The following is a 25,421-nucleotide window of genomic DNA, read 5'->3' as shown; positions in this document are numbered from 1 at the left end:
GCCGCCGAGGCCGAAGAACCTGGTGATCCAGTAGCTGGAGCAGATCGAGTCCGGGAAGTACGGGGCGCCGGTGCTGCCGCACTGTTCGGCGCCGGTGCCGGGGTCGACCGGGGTGCCGTGGCCGATGCCGGGGACCTTGTTGACCTCGACGGCCACCGTGCCGTCGGACGCCACGTACTCGTCGTGCCGGGTGGCATTGGGACCGATGCTGGAGGTACGGGTGGGCGTCTGGGACAGCCCGTGCAACGCGGTCCACTGGTCGCGCAGTTCGGTGGCGTTGCGCGGCACGACCGTCGTGTCCCGATCGCCGTACCAGATGGCGGTGCGCGGCCACGGCCCCCCGTACGACGGGTACGCCTCGCGCACCCGCTGGGCCCACTCGTCCGGGCTGAGGTCGAGCCCGGGGTTCATGCACTGGTAAGGGCTGTTGTTCTTGGTGCAGTTGTAGGGCAGGCCCGCGACGACCGCGCCGGCCGAGAAGACGTCGGGGTAGGTGGCGAGCATGACCGAGGTCATGGCACCGCCGGCCGAAAGCCCCGTGACGTAGACCCGTTTGGAGTCCCCGCCGTAGGCCGAGACGGCGTGGCCGGCCATCTGCCGGATCGAAAGGGCCTCCCCCTGGTCACGCCGGTTGTCGCCTGCCTGGAACCAGTTGAAGCACTTGCTGAGGTTGTTCGAGAAGGTGGTCTCCGCGAGCACCAGGATGAACTTGTCGCGGTCCGCGAGCTCGGGCAGCCCCGAGTTGTCGGCGTAGACCTGGGCGCTCTGCGTACACCCGTGGAGCGCGACGACCACGGGCGCGTTCGCGGGCAGCGACGCCGGCTGGTACACGTACATGTTCAACGCGCCGGGGTTGGAACCGAAGTTGGTCACCTTCGTGAGGGTGACCGCAGCGTTCGCGGTGGGCGCGGGCCCGGCGAGAACGGCTCCGAGTAAGAGGGCGGCGACGGCGAGGAGCCGGGCCGCGACGCGGCTCCACCGGCTCCGTGGCGGTATGTGGCGTGGGGGGACCGGCATGGAAGTGCTCCTTCGGTTGATGCGCTCCCGGTGTTCCCGAGGCCGTCGGCACGTCACTGCGCGCCGAAAGCGCCGGACATGGCCGAAACCGTAGAATCCGGCGCGACCCGCCACCATGGCCCGGGGGACCACAAGCGGGTTCACCGCCGTCGGCATCCCACGGATTGCGCGGTCGACAACCGATCTGCTAATCGGCGCGACCGTCCCGAGCGCCCCGCGTCCGAGGGCACCGGTTCGGACGTGTCGCGTCGCCACATGTGACCGGCGAGCCGTGTGGCTGTCACGGGCGGGTGAGGGCCGCCGCGTGGTGGTGGAAGGCGCGGCGGATCGCCGGGAAGCGGCGGGGAGCACGGCTGGGGTGGACGCGGTTGGTGAGGAGGACGTAGTAGCGGCCTTCCGCCCGCGCGCCGTCCGCTCCCGCCCTGTCCGTCTCCGACCCGTTCACTCCCGCGCCGTCCGCTCCCGCCCTGTCCGCCCCCGACCCGTTCACTCCCGCCCTGTCCGCTCCCACGCTGTCCGCCCCCGGCCCGTCCACCGCCGGCTCCACCCACAGGCTCGTCCCCGTGAAGCCGGTGTGGCCGTACGAGGACGGCCCCATCGCCGTACCGACCGGCGACCCCACCGCGTCCCGCCCCTGCCAGCCGAGGCAGCGGCGCAGCGGGAGGCCCTCCGTATGACAGGCGGTCATACGGGCGAAGCCGGGCGCGCTCAGCAGACCGTCGCCCCCCGCCGCGAGCGCCCGGCCCAGCCGGTCCATGTCGGTCAGCGGCGCGAACAGACCGGCGTGGCCGCAGACCCCGCCGAGCACCACCGCGTTCTCGTCGTGCACCTGGCCGGTCACCAGGCGACCGCGCCAGGTGCACAGCTCGGTGGAGACCGCGCGGTCACGGGCCGCCGCGCCGGGCGCGAAGACCGTCTCGCGCATCCCGAGCGGCTCGCACACCTGAGTGGCCACCAGCTCGTCAAGGCCGGTCGCGGTGGCCCGTTCGAGGATCAGGCCGAGCAGGACGAAGCCCGCGGAGGAGTACTCCACCACCGTGCCCGGAGCCCCGCGGAGCGGCAGCCCGCGGAGGGCGGCCAGCAGTCCGTCCCGGTCGGAGTGCGCGCGCCAGAGCGGGGTGCCGCCGGGCAGGCCGGAGGTATGGGTGAGCAGCTGGGTGACGGTGATGTCCGCCTTGCCGGGCACGCGGCGGTACTCCGGCAGATACGCGCCGACCGTGTCGTCCAGCCGGAGCGCTCCCGTCTCCGCCAGCCGCAGCGCGGCCAGGCCCACGATCGGTTTCGTCACCGAGGCCAGATCCCACAGCTCGGTGCCGTTCAGCTCCGCCCCGCCCCAGCGACGTGTGCCCAGGTGCCCGTGGGTCTCCCGCCCGGCCGCGGTACCGACCGACCAGGCGGCCGCGGAGTAGATCCCGGCCCGGCGGCCGGCCGCAAGGAGTGCCGTAAGCCGTGCCGGCCGGTCCGCTGCTGGGCCTGTCTGTCGGTCCGCCGGGGACGGGCAGACCGTTCCCGTCCGCTCCGCCCCCCGTGGCGTCCGGCCGTCCGCGACGCCGCTCACTCCCGCCCCCGCACGATCCCCAGCGCCCCCGCCCCGCCGCGCAACGCCGCCGACACCGTACCGGCGGCGGCCCGCACCATCGGCCCCAGCACCGCCACGCTCTCCTCGTCCAGCGTGAACGTCAGCCCGACGATGCCGACAGCGCCCACGACCCGGTCGCCCGGCCCCAGCACCGGGGCCGCGATGGCGCGGACGTCCTGCTCCGCGTACTCGTCATCGACCGCGTAGCCCCGCTCGCGCACGGCGGGCAGGGCGGCGAGCACGGCCCCCGGGTCCCGCACCGTCCGTGGTGTACGGGCCGGGAGCGGCCGGCCGCCCAGCAGCTCCGCCGCCGTCGGCGACGGCAGGGCCGACAGCATCGCCCACCCCACCGCCGAGCAGTACAGCGGGACTTCGCCGCCCGCGGTCAGCGGCATGCGGTACGTGGACGACGGCTCCGACTGCGTCACATGCACCGCCACGTCGCCGTCCCGTACCGAGAAGTGGGCCAAGTGGCCGGTGCGCAGCCGCAGATCGTCCAGGACCGGGCGGGCCAGCCGCAGTTCGCTGCTGGCGGCCAGGGCCGTGGCGGCCAGCCCGAGCAGGCGCGGCCCGGCCTGATAGTTGCCGCCGGGGCCCGGGACCGCGTACCCGGCCTCGGCGAAGGTGTGCAGCAGGCGGTGGACGGTCGGCTTCGGCAGTCCCGTGCGGGCGGCGAGGTCGGCCAGGCGGTGCGGGGCATCGGGCTGGACCAGCGCGTCCAGCACCGCGAGTGCCTTGTCCACGGGGCCCGTCGCGGCGGCGGGCGGCTCCTCACGGCGGGAGGCGGAGGTATTGACCGGCTTCGGCATGTCGCCTAGCTTAACGCATCATCGTTCCGGCTCCCGGAATGAACAAACCGTTCAATGGAACATCACGCGGAGGGCAGATCGTGACTCCTCCATCAATGTCGCGCCGCAAGGCCCTTCGGCTGGGCGGTCTCGCACTCCCGGTCATCGCCGCGCCGGCAGCGCTCACCGGATGCGGAACGGCCGCGGGCGCGGGCGGCGACGGCGTCCTCCGGGTGGCGCAGCCGACCGACCCCACCACGCTCGATCCGCACAAGCAGGGCGACATGGTCTCCATGAACGTCCTGATCAACATCTTCGACACCCTCACCACCCGGGATGCCCGCGGCCGGCTCGCCGCCCGGCTCGCCACCTCCTGGGAGCCCCGCTCCAGAACCGTGTGGCGCTTCCGCCTCCGGAGAGGCGTGCGCTTCCACAACGGGGAGGAGTTCGACGCCGATGCCGTCAAGTTCTCCATCGAGCGGGTCCTCGACCCGAAGACGCGGTCACCGATCGTCGAGCTGCGGTACGTGACCTCGGTCCGCGTGGTCGACCGCCACACCGTCGATGTGCGCACCACGCTGCACGACCCGATCCTGCCCGCGAAGCTGTCGCTCTTCGGCGGCGTGATCGTGCCGCCGAAGTACCTCGCCGACGTCGGCGACGCCGCCTTCGCCAAGCGGCCGGTCGGCACCGGGCCGTTCGTCTTCCAATCCTTCCGGCGCGATCGCGAGCTGAGGCTGCGCGCCAACCGCCGCCACTTCCACGGCTCCCCCGGAGCCGATCGCCTCGTCTTCCGCGCGCTGCCCAACCCCGCCTCCGCGCTGGCCGCGTTGCAGAGCGACGAGGTCGACCTGGTCACCGGGCTCACCCCGGACGCCGCCCGGCAGCTGTCCGGCTACGCGGGCGTGGAGCTGGAGAGCCACCGGGGCGTCAGGACCGCGTACCTCAACCTCGACACCACCTCCGGACCGCTGCGCGACCGCCGCGTGCGGCAGGCGCTCAACCACGCCGTCGACGTGCCGCTGCTCATCAAGGCCGTACTGGACGGCAAGGCGCGCGAGGTGCCCGCGATGCTGCCGCGCGGCGTCGTCGGCTTCGACGGGTCGGTCGAGCCCTTCCGGCGCTCGGTACGCACCGCCAGGCGGCTGCTCGCCGAGGCCGGCCACCCGCACGGCCTCACCACCACGCTCACCGCCTCCAATGACGACGCCCAGGTCGCCGAGGCCATCTCGGGCCTGCTCGACCGCGCCGGCATCCGGGCCCGCGTCGACCTGCTCGACCCCGGCACCTTCTCCGCCCGCCTCACCTCCGACAACCGGCACGCGCTCGGCCCCATCTACCTCGCCGCCTCCACCGCCTGGACGCTCGACGGCGCGTCCATGGTGCAGTCGAACGTGCGTCATGACCGCCGGCAGAGCCGGTGGGTGTCGAAGGAGGCCGACCGGCTCATCGACGCCGAGGAGCTGTCCATGGACCCCGAGGACCGGCAGCGCGCGTTCACCGCGCTCCAGCGCCTGATCAAGCGCGAGGCCCCGTTCGTACCGCTCTACCAGCAGGACATCATCCTCGCCCGGACCACCCGGGTGCGCTGGACACCGGTCGTCAACGGCTCGCTGGCCATGGAGAGCGCGGAGGTGGGGGCATGACGGCCGCCTCCGTCCAGCCGACGGTCACCGTCCCGAAGCCGAAGTCCGGCCTCCTCCGCCATGTCCTGGTCCGCCTCGCCACGGCCGTCGGCGTGCTCTTCGCCGCCGCCACCCTGGCCTTTCTCCTGGTACGGCTCTCCGGCGACCCGGTCAAGCAGCTGCTGCCCCCGGACGCCACCGCCGCCCAGGAGGCCACGCTCCGCTCCCAACTCGGCCTGGACCAACCCCTGATCGCGCAGTACGGCGACTTCCTGTGGGGGCTGCTCCGGTTCGACCTCGGCGACTCGCTCGTCTACCACGAACCGGTGAGCCAGGTCATCGCCGACCGCGTCCCGGCCACCCTCGAACTCGCCGCCGGCGCCCTGGTGCTCAGCCTCGTCATCGCCATACCGGCCGGGATCTACGCCGCGACGCGCCGTGGCCGGGCCGGTGACACGGGCGTGATGACGGCGGTGCTGCTTGGCCAGTCCACCCCGCCGTTCTGGGTCGGCATCCTGCTGGTCCTGCTCTTCTCGGTGCGGCTCAAGGTGCTTCCGGCCTCCGGCTACGGCACCTTCGCGCACCTGGTGCTGCCCGCCGTCACACTGTCCGTCTACTCCATCGCGGTCATCGCCCGGCTGCTGCGCTCCTCGCTCATCGACGTCCTCGGCTCGGACCACATCCGCACCGCGAAGGCCAAGGGGCTCGGCCCGGCGAAGGTGGTCCTCGCGCACGGGCTGCGCAACGCCTCGCTGCCGACCGTCACCGTGATCGGCCTGGAGTTCGGCGGGCTGCTCGGCGGGGCGATCCTCACCGAGCAGGTCTTCTCCTGGCCGGGCATCGGGCGGCTGACCGTGGAGGCCATCTCGCACCGGGACTTCCCGCTGGTGCAGGCGGCCGTCCTGTTCTTCGCCGCCGCCTTCGTGATCGTCAACCTGCTGGTCGACCTCTCCTACAGCCTCCTCGACCCGAGAGTGCGGGCCCACTCATGACCGTCGTACGCAACCGGCTCGCCCTGGCCGCCCTCGCCGTCCTCGCGCTGCTGGTGATCGCCGCCGTCTTCTCGCCGCTGCTCGCCCCGGACGACCCGGCCAAACAGCAACTCCTCGCCCGGCTCACACCCCCGGCCTGGGAGGGCGGCGGCAGCCTCGCCCACCCGCTGGGCACCGACCAGCTCGGCCGCGATGTGCTGTCCCGCGTCATCTACGGCTCCCGGGTCTCGCTCCTCGTCGGCGTCGGGGCGGCGCTCCTCGCGGGTGTGGTGGGGGCGGTGTGCGGGCTGTTCGCCGGCTTCCGCGGCGGATGGCCGGACCGGATCCTGATGCGCTTCGCCGACATCCAACTCGCCTTCCCCTCACTGCTGCTGGCCCTCGCCATCGTCGGCTTCCTCGGCTCCGGGCTGTGGAACGTCGTCCTGGTGCTCGGCTTCACCGGCTGGGTGGCGTACGCCCGCGTGGTCCGCTCCGAGGTGTTGTCGCTGCGCACCCGCGACTACGTGACCCAGGCCCGGGCGACCGGCGTCACGGACCTCACGATCATGCGCCGACACCTGCTCCCCAACGTCCTGCCGCACCTGGCCACCATCGCCACCCTGCACATCGCGGCGGCCATCGTCGCCGAGGCCTCGCTCAGCTACCTGGGCCTCGGTGTGCCCAAGGAGACCGTCACCTGGGGCTCGATGCTCGCCGACGGCCAGCTCTATCTCGGCACCTCGTGGTGGGTCGCGGTCTTCCCCGGACTGGCGCTGATGCTCACCTCCCTGGCCATCAACATCACCGGCGACGCGCTGCGCGACGTCGCGGACCCGAAGGCGTACCGCCGATGACCCCACCTGCTCCCGTGCTCGAGATCCGCGATCTGCACGTCGACTTCCGGCTCGCCACCGGCCCCGTGCACGCCGTGCGCGGCGTGAGCCTGGTGGCACACGCCGGAGAGACCCTGGCCGTCGTCGGCGAATCCGGCAGCGGCAAGTCGGCCACCATGCTCGCCGCGCTGCGGCTCAATCCCGAACCGCCGTGCGTCTATCCGGGTGGCGAGATCCTCCTCGACGGCCGCGATCTGCTCGCGCTGCCGGAGAAGCGGTTGCGCGAGGTGCGTGGCAATGACGTCGCGATGGTCTTCCAGGACCCGATGACCAGCCTCGACCCGCTCCAGCGGGTCGGCAACCAGGTGGCCGAGGTGCTGCGCACACACCGCGGGGCCTCGCGCGCCGGGGCGCGGGCGGAGGCGGTGCGGGCACTGGACGAGGTCGGCATCCCGGATCCGGAGCTACGGGCACGGCAGTACCCGCACGAGTTGTCCGGCGGGCTGCGTCAGCGCGTGATGATCGCGACGGCGTTGGTCGGCCGGCCACGGGTGCTCATCGCCGACGAGCCGACCACCGCCCTGGACGTCACCGTGCAGCGGCAGATCCTGGACCTCCTCGCCGAGCTGCGCGCCCGGCACGGGATGGCGGTGGTGCTGGTCACCCACGACCTCGGGGTGGTCGCGGAGACCGCCGACCGGGTCGTGGTGATGAACGCGGGCCGGGTCGTGGAGCACGGCCCCGTCGCCGAGGTCTTCGACGCGCCCCGCGAGCAGTACACCCGTGACCTGCTGGGCGCCACCCCGCGACTGGAGCCGACATCATGACCACCACCAAAACGTCCCGGAGCGCGACACTGCTCGAACTCGACGGCCTGTCAAAGGAGTTCACCGGTTCCGGAGCCCCCCGCACCCTCGCCGTCGACAACGTCACGCTCACCGTCGAGGACGGCGAGACCCTCGCCCTCGTCGGCGAGTCCGGCTCCGGGAAGACGACCCTGACCCGGCTGCTGCTGGGGCTGCTGGACCCCACCGCCGGGACCGTCCGCTTCGAGGGCCACGACCTCGCCGGACTGTCGCCCGCCGAGCTGCGCGCGCTACGGGCCGGAATGCAGGTCGTGCTCCAGGATCCGTATTCGAGCATGAACCCGCGCATGAGAGTCACCGATATCGTGGCCGAGCCGCTGGTCACCCATGACGCCACCTACCGCGGACGGCGCGCCCGGGCGCGGCTGCGCGAGCGGGTCGGCGAGCTGCTGGAGTCGGTCGGGCTGTCGGCGCGGTCGCAGGACCGGTACCCGCACGAGTTCTCCGGCGGGCAGCGCCAGCGCGTCTCCATCGCCCGTGCGCTGGCGTCCTCGCCACGGCTCGTGGTGCTCGACGAGCCGACCAGCGCCCTCGACGTCTCCGTCCAGTCCCAGGTCCTCGACCTGCTGGCCGAGCTCCAGCGACAGCACGGGCTGACCTACGTGTTCGTGTCGCACAACCTCGCCGTGGTCCAGCGGATCGCCGACCGGGTGGCGGTGCTGCGGCGCGGCAGGGTGGTCGAGTGCGGGGAGACCGCCGCCGTGCTGGGCGCGCCCCGGCACCCGTACACCCGCGAGCTGCTGGCCGCCGTGCCACGCCCCGACGCGTACCGGACCAGGGCCGGGAACAGGACGGGGACCGGGATCGGCGGCGGGACTACCGGTGGGTGAGGACCAGCCCCGCGCCGCCGAGCAGCGCCACGTCGTCCGGCCGGCCCGCCTCCCCCAGCACCACCCTCGGCGGGGCGGCGGTCGACCAGCCGCTGTCCCGCCGCAGCCGCTCCTCGACCCGGGCCCGGAACCCCTCCCCGCCCTCGACGGCCTCGCCGTGCAGCACGAACAGACCGGGCGCGAAGAGCTGCTGGATGTTGACCAGGCCGAGCGCGAGGTTGTCGGCGTACTCCTCGACCACCGGCCGGCCACCGTCCCCGCGCCGTACCAGCGCCTCGAGCGTCATTCCGGTGCCCAGTCCGCCCGCCTGTGCCCGCCGCCGCAGCCAGCGCGTCGTGGCCACCGTCTTCCAGCAGCCGCGCGCCCCGCAGGTGCATGGCTCGCCGCCGGCCAGCACCGTCATATGGGCGCCGCTGCGGCCGCCGTGCGGGGCCAGCAACTCGCCGCCGAAGAAGACTCCGACGCCCAGCACCTCGCCGGTGGACACCGAGGCGAAGGACCGAAGGCCCCGGCCCACGCCGAACCACCGGTCGCCCAGCACCTGGAGCCGGGCCCGGTGCTCGATGTACACCGGCACCCCCAGCGCCCGCCGCAGCACCTCCGCGACCGGGTAGCCGCGCAGCGCCGGTGCGTCGTTGACCTCGATGAAGGTGCCCAGCTCCGGGTCCACGAGGCCGGTGGCGGCCACCCCGACGCCGGTCAGCTCACACCCGTCGAAGCACTCCAGCGCGGCCTGCCGCACCGCCGCGTCCACTCCGGCCGGCTCCCGCGCCGCCGGGTCGAAGCCGGCCGCGGTGCGCCGCAGCAGCTTTCCGGAGTGGTCGACCAGCGCCGCGCGCACCTGTCCGGGCAGCACCTCCACCGCGCCCAGCAGCGGGCGTGCGGGGGCGACCGGGAGGTCGGGCACCAGGCGGAGCCGGGGGCGTCCGCCGTCGGGGGCGAGTGCGGCCATGCGCAGACTCTGCCACGCCATGTACCCAGGAGGTAGTACCACATTGCTCCGGCTGACCGAACTCACCTGGCGCGAGGCCCGGGCCGCGGGCGCGGACGCCATCGCCCTGCTGCCCATCGGCTCGCAGGAACAGCACTCCGGCCATCTGCCGATGGGCACCGATACGCTGCTGGTCACGGCGGTGGTGGACCGGGCGGCCGAGCTGCTGGCGGGCGCCGGACCGCCGGTCGTACGGCTCCCCGCCCTGCCGTACGGGCACAGCCCGCACCACCTCTTCGCGGCCGCGGTGTCGCTGTCGGCGGGCACCCTGGCGGCGGTCCTCGGCGACATCCTGCGGTCCCTCACCGAGAGCGGCTTCCGCCGCGTCATGATCGTCAACGGCCACGGCGGCAATGACGAGATCATGCGCCTGGCGGTCAAGGAACACGCGCTGCGTGCCGAGGGCGCGTTCGCGGCCTGCTCCTACTGGAGCCTCGGCGAGGCGCCGGAGAACCCCGGGCACGCCGGCCGCTACGAGACCTCCCTCATGCTCGCCGCCCACCCGGACCTGGTCCGTACCCCCGTCGAGCCGCACCGTCCCGCCGGTGCCCCGCCGCTCTTCCACGCCCCGCCGCACCCCGGCCTCACCGCCGAGCGGCACGGCGAGTGGGCACGGGTGGGCGGGATGACCGACGACCCGTCCACGGCTCGCCCCGACCCGGGCGAGCTGTCCACCCGCGCCACCGAACTGGCCCGGGCGATCCGGGCGTTCGCCGAAGCAACCGCCCCCGGTGCCATCTGAGGAGCCTCGTACATGAAGGTCACACACGTCGACGTCCGGGTCGTGAATCTCCCCCTCACCTCCCCGTTCACCAGCTCCTTCGAGACCAAGACCGGCGAGACCCGCACCGTGGTCCGGATCCGGACCGACGAGGGGGTGGACGGCTGGGGCGAGACGATGTGGGGGCAGCCGGTGGCCGCGCTGGTCCGCAAGCTCGCGCCCGATCTCATCGGCACCAGCCCGTTCGCCCTGGAGTCCTTCCACCGCAAGCAGCACATGGTGCCGTTCTTCCACGGCTACCTCGGCTACGCCGCCATCGCCGCCCTGGACGTCGCCTGCTGGGACGCCATGGGCAAGGCCACCGGCCACTCGGTCACCGATCTGCTCGGCGGGGCGGTGCGCGACACCGTGCCGCTCACCGCGCTCGTCACCCGCGCGGACGGAGCCACGCCGGAAGCCCTCGCCGAGCACGCCGCCCGGGTGGTGGCCGAGGGCGGCTTCCGGGCGGTCAAGCTCAAGGGCACCGGCGACGTGGACGGCGATGTCGCCAACCTCCGCGCGCTGCGTGCCGCGCTGCCGGACACCGAGCTGCGCGTCGACCCCAACGCCGCCTGGTCGGTGCCGGATTCGGTACGGGCGGGCATCAAGCTGGAGGAGCTGGACCTGGAGTACCTGGAGGACCCGTGCCCGGGCATCGAGGGCATGAGCCAGGTGCGGACCAAGGTGCGGATCCCGCTGTGCACGAACATGTGTGTCGTCCGCTTCGAGGACTTCGCCCCCGCGGTGCGGCTCGGCGCGGTGGACGTCGTCCACGGCGACGTCTACAAGTGGGGTGGCATCGCACCGACCAAGGCCCTCGCCGCCCACTGCGAGACCTTCGGCCTGGGCATGAACCTGCACAGCGGCGGCGAACTCGGCATCGCCACCGCCGCCCACCTCGCCGTGGTCGCCAGCACTCCGCTGCTCAGCCGCGCCATCGACAGCATGTACTACCTGCACGCCGATGACATCGCCGACCCGATCCCGCTCGTCGACGGCAGCCTCGCCGTCCCGCGGGGTCCGGGCCTGGGCGTGCGCGTGGACGAGGAGAAGCTGCGGCACTACTCGGCGGTGAACGAGCGGGAGGGCGATCTGACGGGATGACGTCTCCACCGGCCGAGCGCGCGGCACCTGGTCGGGCGGGGCGCGAGCGGGGCGCGAGCGGGGCGGGGCGCGAGCGGGGCGGGGCTATTCCTTGACCGCCCCCGAGTTCGCCCCCTGCACGAAGTAGCGCTGGAAGCAGAAGAACAGCGCCGCGACCGGCAGGGTCGCCAGCAGGGCCGCCGCCAGCTTCAGCGGGTACTGCGTACCGCCGCCCAGCCCGCCCGAGACAAACCGCGCGAGCCCGGTCGTCAGCGTCTCGTACTGGCCGGACTGCGTGGCCACCAGGAAGTGGGTGAACTCGTTCCATGAGCCCTGGAACGAGAGGATCGTCAGGGTGATCAGCGCGGGCCGGGCCATCGGCAGCACCACCGACCAGAAGGTCCGGATCACCCCGGCGCCGTCCACCCGCGCGGCCTCCTCGACCTCCCGGGGGATCGACTCGAAGAATTGCTTCATGATGAAGATCCCGGCCGCGTCCACCATCAGCGGAAGGATCATCCCGGTGTAGGTGTCGAACAGCCCGAAGCTGTTCAGCACCAGGAACTTCGGGATCAGCAGCGCCACCCCGGGCACCGCCATCACCCCGACGACGAAGCCGAACAGCAGCGAGCGGCCCCGGAAGCGCAGCCGCGCCAGCGCGTACCCCGCCATCGAGTCGAACAGCACCCGCCCGGCGGTGACCAGGACCGCGACCAGGGTCGAGTTGCCCAGCCAGCGCAGGAACGGCACTCCGTCCCCGGCCTGGCTCAGCCCGAACAGCCGCTGGTAGGCGGCGGTCGTCGGAGTGGTGGGCACCAGTCCGAGGGGGTGCGCCGCCGCGTCCGGGTCCGTCTTGAACCCGGTCACCAGCTGGAGCGCGAACGGCAGCAGGTACACCAGCCCGACCCCCACCACCAGCGCGTACCCCAGCACCCGCAGCGGCAGCGGGAACCGGCCGAGCACCGGGCGCCCCCGCGCCGGGGCGGTGGCGTTGGCCTTGGCCTTGGGGGCGGCCGTGGCCGTGGCGTTCATCGATTCCTCCCGGGGCGGGGACCGCGCTCCCGCAGCGCCCAGCGCTGAAGGGCGGTGATGAGCAGGATCAGCGCGAGCAGGATGAAGGCGATGGCCGCGCCCTGCCCGAAGTCGGCGTCATCGAAGGCCGTCGAGTACGACAGGAAGGCCGGTGTCAGCGTGGTGTTGCCCGGAGCGCCCTGGCCCATCACATACACCTGGTCGAAGACCTGCCAGGTGGCGATCGTGCCCAGGGTGAGGACGAGGAAGAGCACCGGCCGCAGCGCGGGCAGCGTGATGTGGCGCAGCATCTGGCGGCGGTTCACGCCCTCGATGGCGGCCGCCTCCTCCAGCTCGCGCGGGATGTCCTGGAGGGCCGCGAGGAAGATCAGCATGAAGGTGCCGGAGGTCGTCCACACGGCCAGCAGAATGATCGTGCACATCGCGACGGACGGGCCGGACAGCCACTCGTACCAGGAGAGGCCCATGAAGGAGTGGTCGGCCAGCACACCCGGAGGGCGGTCGGGGTCGACGATCCCCAGGCCGCCGAGCAGCGTGGAGAGCACCCCGCGCGAGTCGGCGAACCAGTTCGGGCCCTTCACCCCGATCCAGGACAGCAGCGTGTTGACGGCACCACTGCCCTGGAAGAGGAAGAGGAAGACGGTGGAGACCGCGATCGAGCTGGTGACGGACGGGAAGAAGAACGTGGTGCGCAGGGCGCCCCTGGCGCGCAGCAGCCGCTGGTTGACGATCAGCGCCAGCACCAGCGCGAGCCCGGTCTGTAGCGGCACGGTCAGCGCCACGTAGTAGACGTTGTTGCGCAGCGCGGTCGCGAAGAGGGTCCGGTCGAGGCCGTCCTCGGTGAGCAGCGTCCGGTAGTTGTCCAGGCCCACGAACTTCGCCTGTCCGGTGAACGGGTTGGACTGCCCGTCCCAGTCCAGCAGGCTGACCCACAGGGCCATCAGGATCGGCAGCACCAGGAACAGGCCGAGGATCAGCACCATGGGGCTGACGAACAGCCAGCCCCAGGCGCCTTCGCCGCGGCGGCGCCCCGCGGGCGGGGTGTTCGGGGTGCGGGGCGCCGCCTTGGAGCCGGACCCGCCGGGCGCGTCAGGTGCGCCCGGCGAGCCGGCCGTACGGGGACCCCCGCCGATGGCCCCGGGGGCCGGGCGGGGATCGGACGGCGCGCCACGGGGGATGTGGCGCGCCGTGCGGTGGACGGTGCGGAAGGGCATGGCGGCTCAGTCGCCCTTCGCGAGGGTCTGTTCGCCGTTGCGCTGGAGGTCGGCGAGGATCTTCTTAGGGTCGGTGGTGCGCAGCGACTGGAGCTGGGTGTTGAACTGGCTGAGCACCTTGTCGAACCCGGCGACGGTCACCGGGCCCTGCGCGTAGGAGTTGGCGTCGACCCAGGCCTTCGCGTCCGGCGCCTGCTTCGCGTAGTCGGCGAGGGCGCTGGTGCGCGAGGGCATCACCCCGAATCCATCGGCGAACTTCAGCTGCTGCTCACCGGAGCTGAGGTACTTCACCAGGTCCACGGCCGCCGAGCGGTGGGAGCTCTCGGCGGCCACGCCCCAGCAGTTGCTGAAGGCCAGCGTGGCCTTCCCGGCCGGTCCCGCGGGCAGCGGGACCACCTTGTACTTCACCTTCGGGTAGTCGAGCTTCATGCCGCCGGTCAGCCAGTTGCCCTCGATGGTCATGGCGGCCTTGCCCTTGCCGAGGGCCTCGCCGCCCCAGCTGGTGTCGACCTGCTTGGCGTACTTCATCGAGCCGGACCGCAGCAGCGACCGCACGAAGCCGAGCCCCTCGGCGTTCTTCGCGCTGTCGGCGGTCATCTTCGTCTGCTTCGCGTCGGTGATCCATCCGCCCGCCTGCTTCATGAAGACGCCGAGTCGCTGGTACTCGTCGCTGGTGACCAGGCCGGTGACCCCGTCGCCGGTGAGCTTGGCCGCGACCTTCCTCAGCCCGTCCCAGGAGGTGGGGTAGTCCTTCTCGGTCAGCCCCGCCTTCTTCCACAGGTCGGTGTTGATCGCGAGGGCGAGGGTGGAGGTGTCCTTGGGCAGGCACACCAGCTTCCCGTCGTAGGTGAAGGAGGTGCGCAGCGGCTCGGCGAAGTCGTCCGCGTCCTTGATCTTGTCGCCGTACGGGTACAGGGAGCCGCCCTTGGCGTAGTTCGCGAACTGGTCGGAGTTGACGTAGAAGACGTCCGGCGGCCGGTGTCCGGCGAAGGACTGGGCCAGCTGCTGGTTCATGTCCTTGGCGGCCTCGACGGTCACCTTGTTGCCGGACCGCTTCTCGTACGCGGCCGCGGCCTCCTTGACCGCCTTGGTCTCGGCGTCGCCCGAGGTGGCTATCAGGACCTTCAGGTGCTGTTCGGCGCCGGTGTCCTGCTGCGTTTCCTTGTCGCCGCCGAAGCTCGACGAGCAGCCGGTGGCGGCCAGGAGCGCCGCGCAGGTGACGAGGGCGGCGGTGGCCGTGCGGGGGGCCATGATTCCTCCGTGGATTCGGGACGGTACGTGCGGCTCGGGGGGTGGAGGAGAGGTGATGTCGGGGGCGCGGCGCCTCACGGCACCGGCGCGGCGGAGGCCCGGTCGTCAGGGCGCCGGTGCGTCGGAATCCGGCGCCGGGGTGCTGTCGCGGACGATGAGGGACGGCTCCAGCAGGACGCGCTCCGGTGGCGCGGCCGGGTCGGCCATCCGGGCCAGCAGCAGCCGCACGCACTCACCTCCGACCGCCTCCAGCGGCTGGGCGACCGTGGACAGGGAGGGCGAGAGGATCCCGGCGATCGGTGAGTCGTCGAAGCCGATCACGGCGACGTCCCGGCCCGGGGCGGCGCCCCGCTCGCGCAGCGCGTGATAGCAGCCGAGCGCCAGCATGTCGCTGGCCGCGACCACGGCCGTGGCACCCGCGTCCAGTAAGGGCTTCACGGCGATCCGGGCCGCCTCGACGTCCCCCGCGCTCTCCGCGCGCCGTCCGCGCGTCGGCAGGCCGTGCCGGCGCATGGCCCGCTGCCAGCCCTCGGCACGGTCGTCACCGACGCCGGAGCCGCGCGGCCAGCCCAGGAAGGCGATCCTGCGGTGCCCGAGGGCGACCAGCCGCTCCACGGCGGCGTCCGTGCCCGAGGCGCCGTCGACGTCGACCCAATCACCGATCTGCCGCCCCGACCACATCCGGCCGAAGCCGACGAACGGTACGCCCCGCTTGGCCAGCCACGCCTGGCGCGGATCCTGGCGGGCGGTGTTGCTGAGCACGAAGCCGTCGACGTCGTGCCGGCCGAGCAGTTCCTCGTACCCTTCCAGGCTCGGGCCGCCGGGCGGGCAGGCGAAGAGCAGCATCCGGTAGCCGGCCTCGTCGGCGGCCTGCGACAGGGCGTGCAGAAAGCGGTCCATGACCGGGGCCGTGTCGCCACCCGGAGCCGGCTGGATGCCGTAGCCGATGAGCTTGCTGGAGCGGGTGCGCAGCGACTGCGCGGCACGGCTCGGGCGGTAGCCCATCTCGTCGATCGCCCGGCGGACCCGCTCCAGGGTCTCGGGGCGCAGCAGGTCCGGCGAGTTGATCGCGTTGGACACGGTCTGCGGGGAGACACCGGCCCGGCGGGCGACCATGGCAAGGGTCACCTGGCTGCCCTTGGGCGAGGGACTGCTGGTGGAGCGGGGCATACGGGTCTCCGTCGTACGAGGGTTTGAAGCTTGGTCCTGCGAGCTTGATTTGAGCGTTCCAAAGGCATTGTCAGCGCTCTGAAGAGGCCGTTAATGTCTTTGGATCGATCTAATGCTGAGAGGTTCTACTCCTTTGGACACCACTGTCAAGGCCCAGGACACCAACGGACCGGTCACGACCCCCACTTCGGTGGCGACGGACCTACAGCCGTTCCTGCACGACGCGGTCGTCACGCTGTACGCGCCGAGCTTTGTGATCTCGCGCGCGGATGGGCAGCTCGACGGGGGTGCGGACGGCTTCTACCACGGCGACGGCAGGGCGCTGTCCCACCTGACCGTCACGGTGGGGTCCATCGCCCTGGCGCCGGTCGGCGGCGGGCTCAGGGGAGCCGACCGGGCGGACTTCCGGGCGATCCTGCGGGGGCTCGGCGAGGTGACGCCCGACCCGGCGGTCGCCCTGAACCGCCGCCGGGCCGTCGCCTCCGGACGGTTGGAGGAGAGCCTCGAGGTCACCAACGCGGGCACCCGGCGGGTCGGTTTCCGGCTCACGGTCACGGCCGGTACGGACCTCGCCCCGATGGAGCGGGTGAAGTCGGGCCACGTCCTGGACCCGGTGCCGGCGCGGGCCGATGGCGCGGACGGCACCGAGTGCGGCGCTCTGGTGTGGTCCCGCGACGGGTTCGCCGTACGCCTGGTCAGCGAGCCCGCGCCGGACACCCTGGAGGCGCCGGAGGGCCGGCTGTCCTACGACGTCGAACTGGACCCCGGCGCCTCATGGACGGTGACGCTGCGCTGCACGGCGGCGTATGCGGACGGCGACCAGTTCCCGGCCGCCCCGGCGGACGCCGTACCGTGGCACGGCCCGGCCCTGCGCAGCGCGGACCGGCGCTTCGACCAGTGGCTGGGCCAGTCGGTCGCCGACGCGGACCGGCTGCGCCTGATGGACCCCCAATCCGCGGAGGGGCGCACGGGCGGCGTCGATCAGTTCCTGGCCGCCGGGGCTCCGTGGTTTCTGACCCTCTTCGGCCGTGACGCGCTGTGGGCCGCCCGCATGCTGCTGCCGCTCGGCACCGAGCTCGCCGCCGGGACGCTGCGCACCCTCGCCCGCCGCCAGGGGGCGGTGGCCGACCCCGCCACGGAGGAGCAGCCGGGGAAGATCCTGCACGAAGTGCGGCGCGGCACCCAGAACTTCACCGACACCTTCGCCGTCCCGCCGGTGTACTACGGCACGGTCGACGCGACCCCCCTGTGGATCACCCTGCTGCACGACGCCTGGCGCTGGGGCCTGGCCCCCGAGCAGGTGGAACAGCTGCTGCCGCACACCGAGTCGGCGCTCGCGTGGATACGCGCCCAGGCGGACGCGGCCGGTGACGGCTTCCTCAGGTACGTCGACCGGACCGGACGGGGCCTGGCCAACCAGGGCTGGAAGGACTCCGGCGACGCCATCCGGCACCGCGACGGCCGGCTCGCCGACCCGCCGATCGCGCTGTGCGAGGTGCAGGCGTACGCGTACGAGGCGGCGCGGGGCGGGGCGGCGCTGCTGCGCGCATTCGGGCGGCCGGGCGCGGACGCGTGGGAGGAGTGGGCGGACGGGCTCGCCACCCGCTTCCGGAAGCGCTTCTGGGTGGAGGACGCACAGGGCCCGTACCCGGCGGTCGCGCTGGACCGCGACGGCCGGCCGGTGGACTCGGTCACCTCGGGCTTCGGCCACCTTCTCGGGACGGGCCTGCTGAACCATGAGGAGAGCGCGGCGCTGGCGGCCCGGCTGACCGGCCCCGGCCTCGACTCGGGCCACGGTCTGCGCACCCTGAGCAGCGACATGGTGGGCTTCAACCCGTACGGCTACCACATCGGTTCCATCTGGCCGCACGACACCGCGATCGCGGTGCACGGGCTGGTCAGGGCCGGTTTCCCGGACGCGGCGGCGCCGCTGGCGGCGGGCCTGCTGACGGCGTCGGCGGGGTTCGCGGGACGCCTGCCCGAGCTCTTCGCCGGACACGGCGCCGCGGCGGGCCCGCACCCCGCCCCCTACCCCGCGTCCTGCCGCCCCCAGGCCTGGGCGGCCACTTCCTCGGTCCTGGTGCTGCGCTCGGCCCTCGGCCTGGACGCGGACGTCCCGGGCGGCACGGTCACGGTGGCCCCCGCCTTCGCCGCGGCGTACGCCCCGCTGACGGTGACCGGGCTCCAGGTCGGCGGCGCTCGGCTGGACATCACGCTGGCGGCGGACGGAGCGGTGAACGTGACGGCACCGGAGGGGCTGACGGTGGTCCCGGCCTGACGCGGCGCGCCCGATGCCCGCGTCCTGCCCGGATGTCATGGGGTGGCGCACAGCGGCGCGGCCCATTCCACGACGGTGCCGTTCGGCTCGTTCGGGCGGACGGAGAACGAGCCACCCAGTTCCTCGGCGCGTCGCCGGAGGTTGGCCAGGCCGCTTCGGCGGGTGACGGCCGGGTCGACACCGCGGCCGTTGTCCGCCACTTTCAGCCGCAGCGCCGTGTCGGTGACCTCCACGCTGACGTCGACGGCGGTGGCCCGGGCGTGCCGGGCCGCGTTGGACAGCGCCTCGCCGGCCACGGCCAGCATGTGTTCGGCGTGCCCGGCGGGGACGTTGGTGTCCAGCAGGCCGGTCATGCGCAGCGCGGGCGCGAAGCCCAGGGCTTCGGCGGCCCTCTCCACGGCCACCACCAGCCGGGCTCGCAACCCCTCGCTCCGGGACCGGTCCTGCTCGCCGAGTGAGTAGATGGTGGAGCGGATGACCTTGATGGTGTCGTCCAGGTCGTCGACCACCCGCTGGATCCGCGCGCCCACCTGCGGCCGGTCGGCGAGCCGGCCGAGCGTGGACTGCAAGGTCAGCGCCCCGGCGAATAACCTCTGGATGACGAGGTCGTGCAGATCGCGGGCGATCCGGTCACGGTCGTTGAGGACCAGCATCCGATCGGCGTCCTGCCGGTGCTCGGCGACCTCGAGCGCCAGCGCCGCCTGGTTGCCGTAGCCGATCACCATGTCGATGACGGCGTCGGTGAGGACCGGGCCGCCCGGTACGTTGGCCACCTGGAGCACGCCCCGCACATGGTCGCGGGTACCGAGGGGGACGAGGAACGCGGGGCCCAGCTCCACGATCGCGGCGCTGCCACCGGTGGCGCGCGGATCGGCGCTGACCGCGTCGCTGGTGATGGTCTCCCCGGAGGCGAAGACCTTCGCGGCCAGCGTGGCGGCACCCAGGACCAGACCGCGCGCGTCCTCCGCGCGCGTTCCGGAGGCGGCCTCGATGACCAGCTCGCCACTGTCGCCGACCGGGATGGCCAGGGTGACCAGGTCCGCGCCGGCCATCTCGCGCAGGGTAGCGGTGAAGGATTCCAGCACCGCGGCGGGTTCGGTTCCGGAGAGCAGGCTGCGGGTCAGCTCGTTGCTCGCCGCCAGCCACCGCTGCCGACGGCGGGCGTCGTCGTACAGCCGGGCGTTGTCGATGGCCACACCCGCCGCCGCGGCCAGTGTGCGCAGCACCGCCTCGTCGTCGGCGTCGAACTCCGCGGCGCCCTGCTTGTCGGTCAGGTACAGGTTGCCGAAGACCTGCTCGCGCACCTTGATCGGGGTACCGAGGAAGCTGGTCATCGGCGGGTGCCCGGTGGGGAAACCCACGGAAGAGGGATGCCGCGCCAGATCGGCCAGGCGCAGCGGCTCCGGGTGGCGGATCAGCAGCCCCAGGATGCCCTCACCGCGCGGGTAGTGACCGATCCTCGCGATGGTCTCCTCGTCGATGCCGACGGTGAGGAACTGCTTGATCGTGCCTTCCTCGCCCAGCACGCCGAGCGCTCCGTACTCCGCGTCGACCAGGCTGACGGCCGACTCCACGATGCGTTGCAGCACCACCTCCAGCTCCAAGTCGGAGCCGATCGCGAGCACCGCGTCAAGCAGCGTGTGGACGCGGTCGCGTGCCGATCGGACCTGCGCCACCTGCTGTTGCAGGCCCTCCAGCAGCTCATCCAGCCGCAACTGGGGCAAGGACCCGGACACCGGGGTATCACGGGGCTTGGAGCCGCACTCGTCCGCCACAGCTGCTCCCCTTTTCCGTCGCGCCGACCGACACCAGGATGCCCGACACATGGACACCGATCGACGGCGCCCCGAGGAGCGGCTCGGCAGCGGGGCCCACTCGGCCCTGATCATGACTCCGGAGAGGGCCGACGCGGTGGCCCGGACGGGGACGTTCGGCCCCGGACTCGGAGCCGGGCCGACGCCTGGCGTTCGTGCCCATGGAGAACGACAAGGCTGCGTGCCCCGCGGTCACCGTCCTCGGACTGGCGGTGCTCACCGGGGCCCGCCTGCACCGGATGCTGTGGCTGGCCTTGAACGCCACGGATCGCATCGGTGCATCGATCGTGCCGGTGGCACCGTGCCCCCGGGTAGGCCCGAACTTCCTTGCCGCCAGAGCCCGTCGGGCCGAGTGGAGTTGAGACTCGGCCCCTCGCGCGCGGACCGGCGGAAACCGGAGCCACGTCGGCTTTCCCCCCTCCGCAAGGACCGACCGGCCCTTTCCTCGTTCCGCCCGGCTCTGGCGCGCCGCGCCCGGGCCCGGAGACGATCAAGCGGACCAGTGGCCGGTGAGGAGAAAGGACAGTCGAGGATGATCGCTGTCGTAGGGCATCCCGATCTCAGCGCATCGACGCTCGTGCTGGTGGAGGAGGAACTGCGCGCGCGGCTGGTCGAGTTCGGCCGGGCGGGGAGAGCCGGTCTGGTCCGCGTCGGCAAGGGGTTGCCGACGGCGTTCGGGAGAGCGGCCCGCAAGGCCGGGCTGGCCCTGGTGACGGTCCTGCCGTCGCGGAACGGCATGCCCACGCAGCTGGCCGAGCTCGACCGCGGTGCCGCCGGCGAACTGCTGCTGCTGTCGGAGCGGGTGCGGCTGGTGGAGTACGACCCCGGCGACCACGGCTCGTGCGTGACCGCGGACGAGAGCATGCTGCGCCACTGCGCCCGCGTGCTCGCGGTATGGGACGGCTCGCCGTCCAACGGCCGGGACGTCACGGCGCATCTGGTGGCCTACGCGCGCAGTCACGGGGTCGATGTCGAGGTGATCTGGCCGCGCGGGGCCGGGGACGGGACCGTTCGCCGGGAACCGTCATGACCGGTCGGCCCCTTCCCCCCGGTCCTGGCACCCGCATGGTCGAGCTGGACCGGAGTGCATCGATCACGCTGCTGACGGGCGTGTCCATGGGGCGGGTGGGCTTCACCCACCAGGCGCTCCCGGTGATCCGGCCGGTCAACCACCTCGTGAACGACGACGGCGACATCGTCATCCGCACCCACGCCGGTGCCGCGCTCCTGGCCACCGCGTCGGCGTCCGAGGTGGTGGTCTACGAGGCCGACCAGATCGACGAGACCACGCACACCGGCTGGAGCGTGATGGTCACCGGTACCGCGAGCCGCGTCACGGATCCGCAGGCGCTCTCCCGTTACCGCACCGAGCTGACGCCCTGGATCAACACGGAGACGGAGCACGTGGTCCGCATCCGTGCCGAGTTCGTGACCGGCTACCGGCTGGCGTCGACGGCATCGCGGGGAGAGCGCGGCGGGCCGGGTGGCCCGCCGTACGGACCGGACGGCCCCTCGCCCGGCCCCGGGCGCCGCCACACGCTGGAGGCGTCAGATCGTCGCGGACCCCGTCCGGAAGGCAGGTCATGAACACCCCCACCATGCTGCGCGCGCTGGCCGCCGATCACCGGCAACGGCTCATGCGCCTCCCCCGGCAGGTGTCCTTCCCGGAGGGAACGCGCCTGTTCGACGAAGGTGCCCGCGCGGACCGGTTCTGGATCATCCGCACCGGCTCGGTCGAGCTCGACACCTATGTGCCGGGTCGGCGTACCGCCGCCATAGAGACGCTGGGCCACGATGAACTCGTCGGCTGGTCCTGGCTGTTCGCGCCCCGGGTGTGGCATTTGGGCGCCACGGCGACGACACTCGTGCGGGCCTACGAATTCGACGCCACGGCTGTCCGCTCCATGTGCCAGGACGACCCGGCTCTCGGCCGGGCCGTCACCCAGTGGGTCGGCGAGGTGCTCGCCCACCGCCTGCGTTCCGCCAGGACCCGGTTGCTGGACCTCTACGCCCCGTTCGGCGCCGGCAGCGCCGTCTGAGCGGTCGAAACCGCTGCGGCGGTCCGGATCCGGCCCCATCGACCTCGGTTTTCAGCGCGTTTCCCGCCGCCGCCGGTCCTGAGCCTGGGTGGCCATGACCGCGGCCTGGACGCGACGTTCCACACCCAGCTTGGCCAGCAGACGGGAGATGTGGTTCTTCACCGTCTTCTCGGACAGGTACAGCCGCCGGCCGATCTGGCGGTTGGTCAGCCCCTCGCCGATCAGGGCCAGGACCTCGCGCTCCCGTTGCGTCAGTCCGGGCAGCGCGTCGGGCTCCTCCTGCCGCTGGCCGCCGCGCAGCCGGGCCATCAGCCTGGTGGCGGCGCTCGGGTCGAGCAGGGACTGGCCGTCGGCCAGGGTGCGTACCGCGGACACCAGGTCCGAGCCCTGGATCTGCTTCAGGACGTATCCGGAGGCGCCCGCCATGATCGAGTCCAGCAGGGCCTCCTCCTCGTCGAAGGAGGTCAGCATCAGGCAGGCGAGCTCGGGCATGCGCGAGCGCAGCTCCCGGCACACGGACACCCCGTCACCGTCGGGCAGGCGAACGTCGAGAATGGCCACCCGCGGTCGCAGCGCGGGGGCGCGGACCAGGGCCTGCTCCACCGTCCCGGCCTCACCGACCACGCTGATGTCCGGCTCGTCGTCGAGCAGGTCGCGCACACCACGCCGTACCACCTCGTGGTCGTCCAGCAGAAAGACCCGGGTGGGGTTGCCGGGGCCGGGCCGCTCGCCGTCCGCCATGGATTGCTCCCTGTAGGTTCCGCGTTCCTGCGGTGCGCGATCGGGTTCGGGATCGCGCATCCGAACCAAGATCCTTCTCGCGTTCGGACCGAAGGACCAGGGCCGGTCGGCCCAATTCCGCCCGCGCCGCCGGGCGACCCGCGCTCTCTACGGCCGGATCGACCCCGTCGGCGCCTTGCCGCGGCGCGCGACGGGTCCCCGGGCCGCGTCGACGATGGCGAGAACGAGGAACACACTGACGACGCCTGCCGCGGTCAACCCCGCGGCAGCCACGCGGCCCGGGTTCACCCGCCCCGTCCACAGGACCGCGACAGCCACCGCGGTCGCCACGATGAGGCCAGGCAGCAGCCATACCAGGAAAGTGCGGCACCGCGAGGAGGCGGACCGGACCGGGGGCTCATATCCCCAGGCCACCCAGTGTCGCTCGGTCTCCCGGAGTTCGCGTGCTCGCTGAACGCGGGACCGGGCGGCCAGCGCCGTGGCCGTGGCCGCGCCCGTCGCGGCCACGACACCGAGGACACTCCAGGACACCGAGGTGAGAAGCAGCGGGGCGAGAAGCGCGACCGTACCCCAGAGGGTGAGGCATCCGGCCGCCGCGATCCGCCGCGACAGCGGTCGGTCGTCTCGGGCCCGTATGTCCGCCACCGCGGGCAGGGACCAGACGCATCCGCCGACGCAGGACACCGCGGCAGCCAGCGCGAGGACGGCATGGGACATGACGTTCTCCTCCATCAAACACCTGGACATCGGCAGGGGCATCGGACCGTGGCCGTCCGCTCAGCGCCGCGCGGTCTGGAGTTCGCGGATATCCGGATGGTGCAGATCGAAGGCCGGGGATTCACTGCGTATCCGGGGCAGCCGCGTGAAGTTGTGCCGCGGTGGAGGGCACGACGTGGCCCACTCCAGGGAGCGTCCGTATCCCCACGGATCGTCAACCTCAACCCGCTTCCCGTATTTGGCGGTCCTCCAGATGTTGTAGAAGAACGGCAGGACCGAAAGACCGAGCAGAAACGAGCCGATGGAGGACAGTGTGTTGAGGGCCGTGAAGCCGTCGGCCGCCAGGTAATCGGCATAGCGCCGGGGCATGCCCTCGGCACCCAGCCAGTGCTGCACAAGGAAGGTGAGGTGAAACCCGACGGTGAGGGACCAGAAGGTGATCTTTCCAAGCCGTTCGTCGAGCATCTTTCCGGTGAACTTCGGCCACCAGAAATGGAATCCGGCGAACATCGCGTAGACGACGGTGCCGAACAGTGTGTAGTGGAAGTGCGCGACGACGAAGTACGAGTCCGATACGTGGAAGTCCATCGGTGGCGACGCCAGGATCACTCCGGTCAGACCGCCGAAGGTGAACGTGATCAGGAAGCCGGTGGCCCAGAGCATAGGCGTCTCGAAGGAGAGCGATCCCTTCCACATCGTCCCGATCCAGTTGAAGAACTTGATGCCGGTGGGAACCGCGATGAGGAACGTCATGAACGAGAAGAACGGCAGCAGCACACCACCGGTGACATACATATGGTGGGCCCACACCGTGACCGAGAGACCGGCGATCGAGATCGTCGCGGCGATCAGCGAGACATAGCCGAACATCGGCTTGCGCGAGAACACCGGGACGACCTCGGAGACGATACCGAAGAACGGCAACGCGAGGATGTAGACCTCGGGATGTCCGAAGAACCAGAACAGATGCTGCCACAACAACGCGCCGCCATTGGCCGGGTCGAAGATATGCGATCCGAACTTGCGGTCGCACTCCAGCGCGAGGAGCGCGGCGGCCAGCACCGGGAAGACAAGCAGAATCAACACCGAGGTCAGCAGCACGTTCCAGGTGAAGATGGACATCCGGAACATCGTCATGCCCGGAGCGCGCATGCACGCGATCGTGGTGATGAAGTTGACCGCGCCCAGGATGGAGCCGAAGCCGGAGAGCGTAACGCCCATGATCCACATATCGGAGCCGACACCGGGTGAATGGATGGCGTCCGACAGGGGCGCATACAGAAACCAGCCGAAGTCGGCGGAACCCTGCGGGGTAAGGAATCCGGCCGCGGCGGTCAGCGAGCCGAAAAGGAACAGCCAGTAGGACAGCATGTTCAGACGCGGAAAGGCCACGTCCGGAGCCCCGATATGAAGCGGCATGATCCAGTTGGCGAACCCGGTGAACAGAGGCATCGCGAAGAGCAGCAGCATGACCGAGCCATGCATCGTGAATGCCTGGTTGTACTGCTCGTTGGACATGATCTGGGTCCCCGGGCGCGCCAATTCGGCCCGCATGACCAGCGCCATCAGGCCGCCGACGAGGAAGAAGGCGAAAGCCGAGACCAGGTACAGCGTCCCGATCCTTTTGTGATCGGTTGTCGTCAGCCACTCCACCAGGAGATGCCTTCGCGTCGGCGGGGAGTCCGCTCCGGGAGCAACTCCCCTGATGTGGTTCCCCTTGGTAGTCATTCCGTCCACCGAGCCGCGCCCTTCCGCCTCTTTGATCAATTCCAAAACAGCCGGAAAGGGCAACGCACAAAGGGCAGCACACGTGAAGGCCGCC

Annotated in this window: 23 protein-coding genes and 1 pseudogene; 12 read left to right on the top strand and 12 right to left on the bottom strand. The window is 71.9% G+C overall.

What is annotated here, in order from left to right; genetic code table 11:
- The 3 genes and pseudogenes from ABD329_RS03945 to ABD329_RS03935 all read right to left on the bottom strand — a co-directional run.
- A pseudogene (locus ABD329_RS03945) lies at positions 1-1,017 on the bottom strand (extracellular catalytic domain type 1 short-chain-length polyhydroxyalkanoate depolymerase); the annotation flags it as partial.
- 280 nt (positions 1,018-1,297) lie between these two features.
- Positions 1,298-2,428 (bottom strand): serine hydrolase domain-containing protein, encoded by a 1,131-nt coding sequence (locus ABD329_RS03940; protein WP_344315963.1) that lies wholly within the window; start codon positions 2,426-2,428, stop codon positions 1,298-1,300.
- 143 nt (positions 2,429-2,571) lie between these two features.
- Complete coding sequence (locus ABD329_RS03935) at positions 2,572-3,405, bottom strand: IclR family transcriptional regulator (RefSeq protein ID WP_344315947.1); 834 nt, start codon at positions 3,403-3,405, stop codon at positions 2,572-2,574.
- 95 nt (positions 3,406-3,500) lie between these two features.
- Here ABD329_RS03935 and ABD329_RS03930 point away from each other — a divergent pair, with 95 nt between their 5' ends.
- Genes ABD329_RS03930 through ABD329_RS03910 form a run of 5 tightly spaced genes read left to right on the top strand, consistent with a single transcriptional unit; the run spans position 3,501 to position 8,509 of the window.
- Positions 3,501-5,030 carry an ABC transporter substrate-binding protein gene (locus ABD329_RS03930; protein WP_198280542.1) on the top strand — a complete coding sequence of 510 codons (1,530 nt, stop codon included), beginning with the start codon at positions 3,501-3,503 and terminating at the stop codon, positions 5,028-5,030.
- Complete coding sequence (locus ABD329_RS03925) at positions 5,027-6,001, top strand: ABC transporter permease (RefSeq protein WP_198280536.1); 975 nt, start codon at positions 5,027-5,029, stop codon at positions 5,999-6,001. The genes ABD329_RS03930 and ABD329_RS03925 overlap by 4 nt, the downstream gene beginning before the upstream one ends.
- A complete protein-coding gene (locus ABD329_RS03920) occupies positions 5,998-6,834 on the top strand; it encodes an ABC transporter permease (RefSeq protein ID WP_198280537.1) in 837 nt (278 codons plus the stop codon). Before ABD329_RS03925 ends, ABD329_RS03920 begins: the two co-directional genes overlap by 4 nt.
- A complete protein-coding gene (locus ABD329_RS03915; RefSeq protein ID WP_198280538.1) occupies positions 6,831-7,640 on the top strand; it encodes an ATP-binding cassette domain-containing protein in 810 nt (269 codons plus the stop codon). Before ABD329_RS03920 ends, ABD329_RS03915 begins: the two co-directional genes overlap by 4 nt.
- Positions 7,637-8,509 carry an ATP-binding cassette domain-containing protein gene (locus ABD329_RS03910; protein ID WP_198280539.1) on the top strand — a complete coding sequence of 291 codons (873 nt, stop codon included), beginning with the start codon at positions 7,637-7,639 and terminating at the stop codon, positions 8,507-8,509. The genes ABD329_RS03915 and ABD329_RS03910 overlap by 4 nt, the downstream gene beginning before the upstream one ends.
- Here the strand turns inward: ABD329_RS03910 and ABD329_RS03905 are convergent.
- Positions 8,496-9,461, bottom strand: coding sequence for an ROK family protein (locus ABD329_RS03905; RefSeq protein WP_198280540.1), 966 nt, complete (start codon positions 9,459-9,461; stop codon positions 8,496-8,498). The two genes, ABD329_RS03910 and ABD329_RS03905, sit on opposite strands and share 14 nt — an antisense overlap.
- Positions 9,462-9,480: 19 nt before the next feature.
- Here ABD329_RS03905 and ABD329_RS03900 point away from each other — a divergent pair, with 19 nt between their 5' ends.
- Both ABD329_RS03900 and ABD329_RS03895 read left to right on the top strand, forming a co-directional pair.
- Positions 9,481-10,242, top strand: coding sequence for a creatininase family protein (locus tag ABD329_RS03900; protein WP_425574281.1), 762 nt, complete (start codon positions 9,481-9,483; stop codon positions 10,240-10,242).
- Between the two features lie 12 nt (positions 10,243-10,254).
- On the top strand, positions 10,255-11,364 hold the full coding sequence (locus ABD329_RS03895; protein WP_198282418.1) for a mandelate racemase/muconate lactonizing enzyme family protein: 1,110 nt from the start codon (positions 10,255-10,257) through the stop codon (positions 11,362-11,364).
- Between the two features lie 84 nt (positions 11,365-11,448).
- Here the strand turns inward: ABD329_RS03895 and ABD329_RS03890 are convergent, their stop codons facing one another.
- The 4 genes from ABD329_RS03890 to ABD329_RS03875 all read right to left on the bottom strand — a co-directional run bounded on the left by ABD329_RS03890 (position 11,449) and on the right by ABD329_RS03875 (position 16,010).
- Positions 11,449-12,375 carry a carbohydrate ABC transporter permease gene (locus ABD329_RS03890; RefSeq protein ID WP_198280795.1) on the bottom strand — a complete coding sequence of 309 codons (927 nt, stop codon included), beginning with the start codon at positions 12,373-12,375 and terminating at the stop codon, positions 11,449-11,451.
- Positions 12,372-13,358: a carbohydrate ABC transporter permease gene (locus ABD329_RS03885; protein WP_198280796.1), complete on the bottom strand. Its 987-nt coding sequence runs from the start codon at positions 13,356-13,358 to the stop codon at positions 12,372-12,374. The genes ABD329_RS03890 and ABD329_RS03885 overlap by 4 nt, the downstream gene beginning before the upstream one ends.
- A gap of 237 nt (positions 13,359-13,595) precedes the next feature.
- A complete protein-coding gene (locus tag ABD329_RS03880; RefSeq protein ID WP_198280794.1) occupies positions 13,596-14,840 on the bottom strand; it encodes a sugar ABC transporter substrate-binding protein in 1,245 nt (414 codons plus the stop codon).
- A 105-nt stretch (positions 14,841-14,945) separates the two neighbouring features.
- Complete coding sequence (locus ABD329_RS03875) at positions 14,946-16,010, bottom strand: LacI family DNA-binding transcriptional regulator (RefSeq protein WP_198280793.1); 1,065 nt, start codon at positions 16,008-16,010, stop codon at positions 14,946-14,948.
- A 133-nt stretch (positions 16,011-16,143) separates the two neighbouring features.
- Here ABD329_RS03875 and ABD329_RS03870 point away from each other — a divergent pair, with 133 nt between their 5' ends.
- Positions 16,144-18,288, top strand: a complete 2,145-nt coding sequence (locus tag ABD329_RS03870; protein ID WP_344315944.1) for an amylo-alpha-1,6-glucosidase — start codon at positions 16,144-16,146, stop codon at positions 18,286-18,288.
- Positions 18,289-18,323: 35 nt separating this feature from the next.
- On the opposite strand, the gene ABD329_RS03865 is transcribed toward ABD329_RS03870, so the two are convergent.
- Entirely contained in the window at positions 18,324-20,003 is a 1,680-nt protein-coding gene (locus ABD329_RS03865; protein ID WP_281404685.1) for a sensor histidine kinase, read from the bottom strand.
- 260 nt (positions 20,004-20,263) lie between these two features.
- Between ABD329_RS03865 and ABD329_RS03860 the strand changes: the two genes are divergently transcribed.
- The 4 genes from ABD329_RS03860 to ABD329_RS03845 all read left to right on the top strand — a co-directional run bounded on the left by ABD329_RS03860 (position 20,264) and on the right by ABD329_RS03845 (position 22,141).
- The gene (locus ABD329_RS03860; RefSeq protein WP_198279746.1) at positions 20,264-20,464 is read left to right on the top strand and encodes a hypothetical protein; all 201 of its coding nucleotides are present in this window, start codon (positions 20,264-20,266) and stop codon (positions 20,462-20,464) included.
- Between the two features lie 170 nt (positions 20,465-20,634).
- The gene (locus ABD329_RS03855; protein WP_198279745.1) at positions 20,635-21,132 is read left to right on the top strand and encodes a hypothetical protein; all 498 of its coding nucleotides are present in this window, start codon (positions 20,635-20,637) and stop codon (positions 21,130-21,132) included.
- Positions 21,129-21,689 (top strand): pyridoxamine 5'-phosphate oxidase family protein, encoded by a 561-nt coding sequence (locus ABD329_RS03850; RefSeq protein WP_198279744.1) that lies wholly within the window; start codon positions 21,129-21,131, stop codon positions 21,687-21,689. The genes ABD329_RS03855 and ABD329_RS03850 overlap by 4 nt, the downstream gene beginning before the upstream one ends.
- The gene (locus ABD329_RS03845; protein WP_198279743.1) at positions 21,686-22,141 is read left to right on the top strand and encodes a cyclic nucleotide-binding domain-containing protein; all 456 of its coding nucleotides are present in this window, start codon (positions 21,686-21,688) and stop codon (positions 22,139-22,141) included. Before ABD329_RS03850 ends, ABD329_RS03845 begins: the two co-directional genes overlap by 4 nt.
- Positions 22,142-22,192: 51 nt before the next feature.
- Here ABD329_RS03845 and ABD329_RS03840 read toward each other — a convergent pair whose 3' ends face one another.
- From ABD329_RS03840 to ctaD, 3 genes are all read right to left on the bottom strand, one after another.
- A complete protein-coding gene (locus ABD329_RS03840; RefSeq protein ID WP_198279742.1) occupies positions 22,193-22,882 on the bottom strand; it encodes a response regulator in 690 nt (229 codons plus the stop codon).
- Between the two features lie 147 nt (positions 22,883-23,029).
- Complete coding sequence (locus tag ABD329_RS03835) at positions 23,030-23,599, bottom strand: hypothetical protein (RefSeq protein WP_198279741.1); 570 nt, start codon at positions 23,597-23,599, stop codon at positions 23,030-23,032.
- Between the two features lie 60 nt (positions 23,600-23,659).
- Positions 23,660-25,327: an aa3-type cytochrome oxidase subunit I gene (gene ctaD, locus ABD329_RS03830; RefSeq protein WP_246618825.1), complete on the bottom strand. Its 1,668-nt coding sequence runs from the start codon at positions 25,325-25,327 to the stop codon at positions 23,660-23,662.
- Positions 25,328-25,421: the final 94 nt, after the last annotated feature.

Source organism: Streptomyces javensis, assembly GCF_039525925.1.
GTDB lineage: Bacteria > Actinomycetota > Actinomycetes > Streptomycetales > Streptomycetaceae > Streptomyces > Streptomyces asiaticus.
Note: the sequence above shows the minus strand (reverse complement) of the source record. Positions and strands in the feature narration are given on the sequence as shown.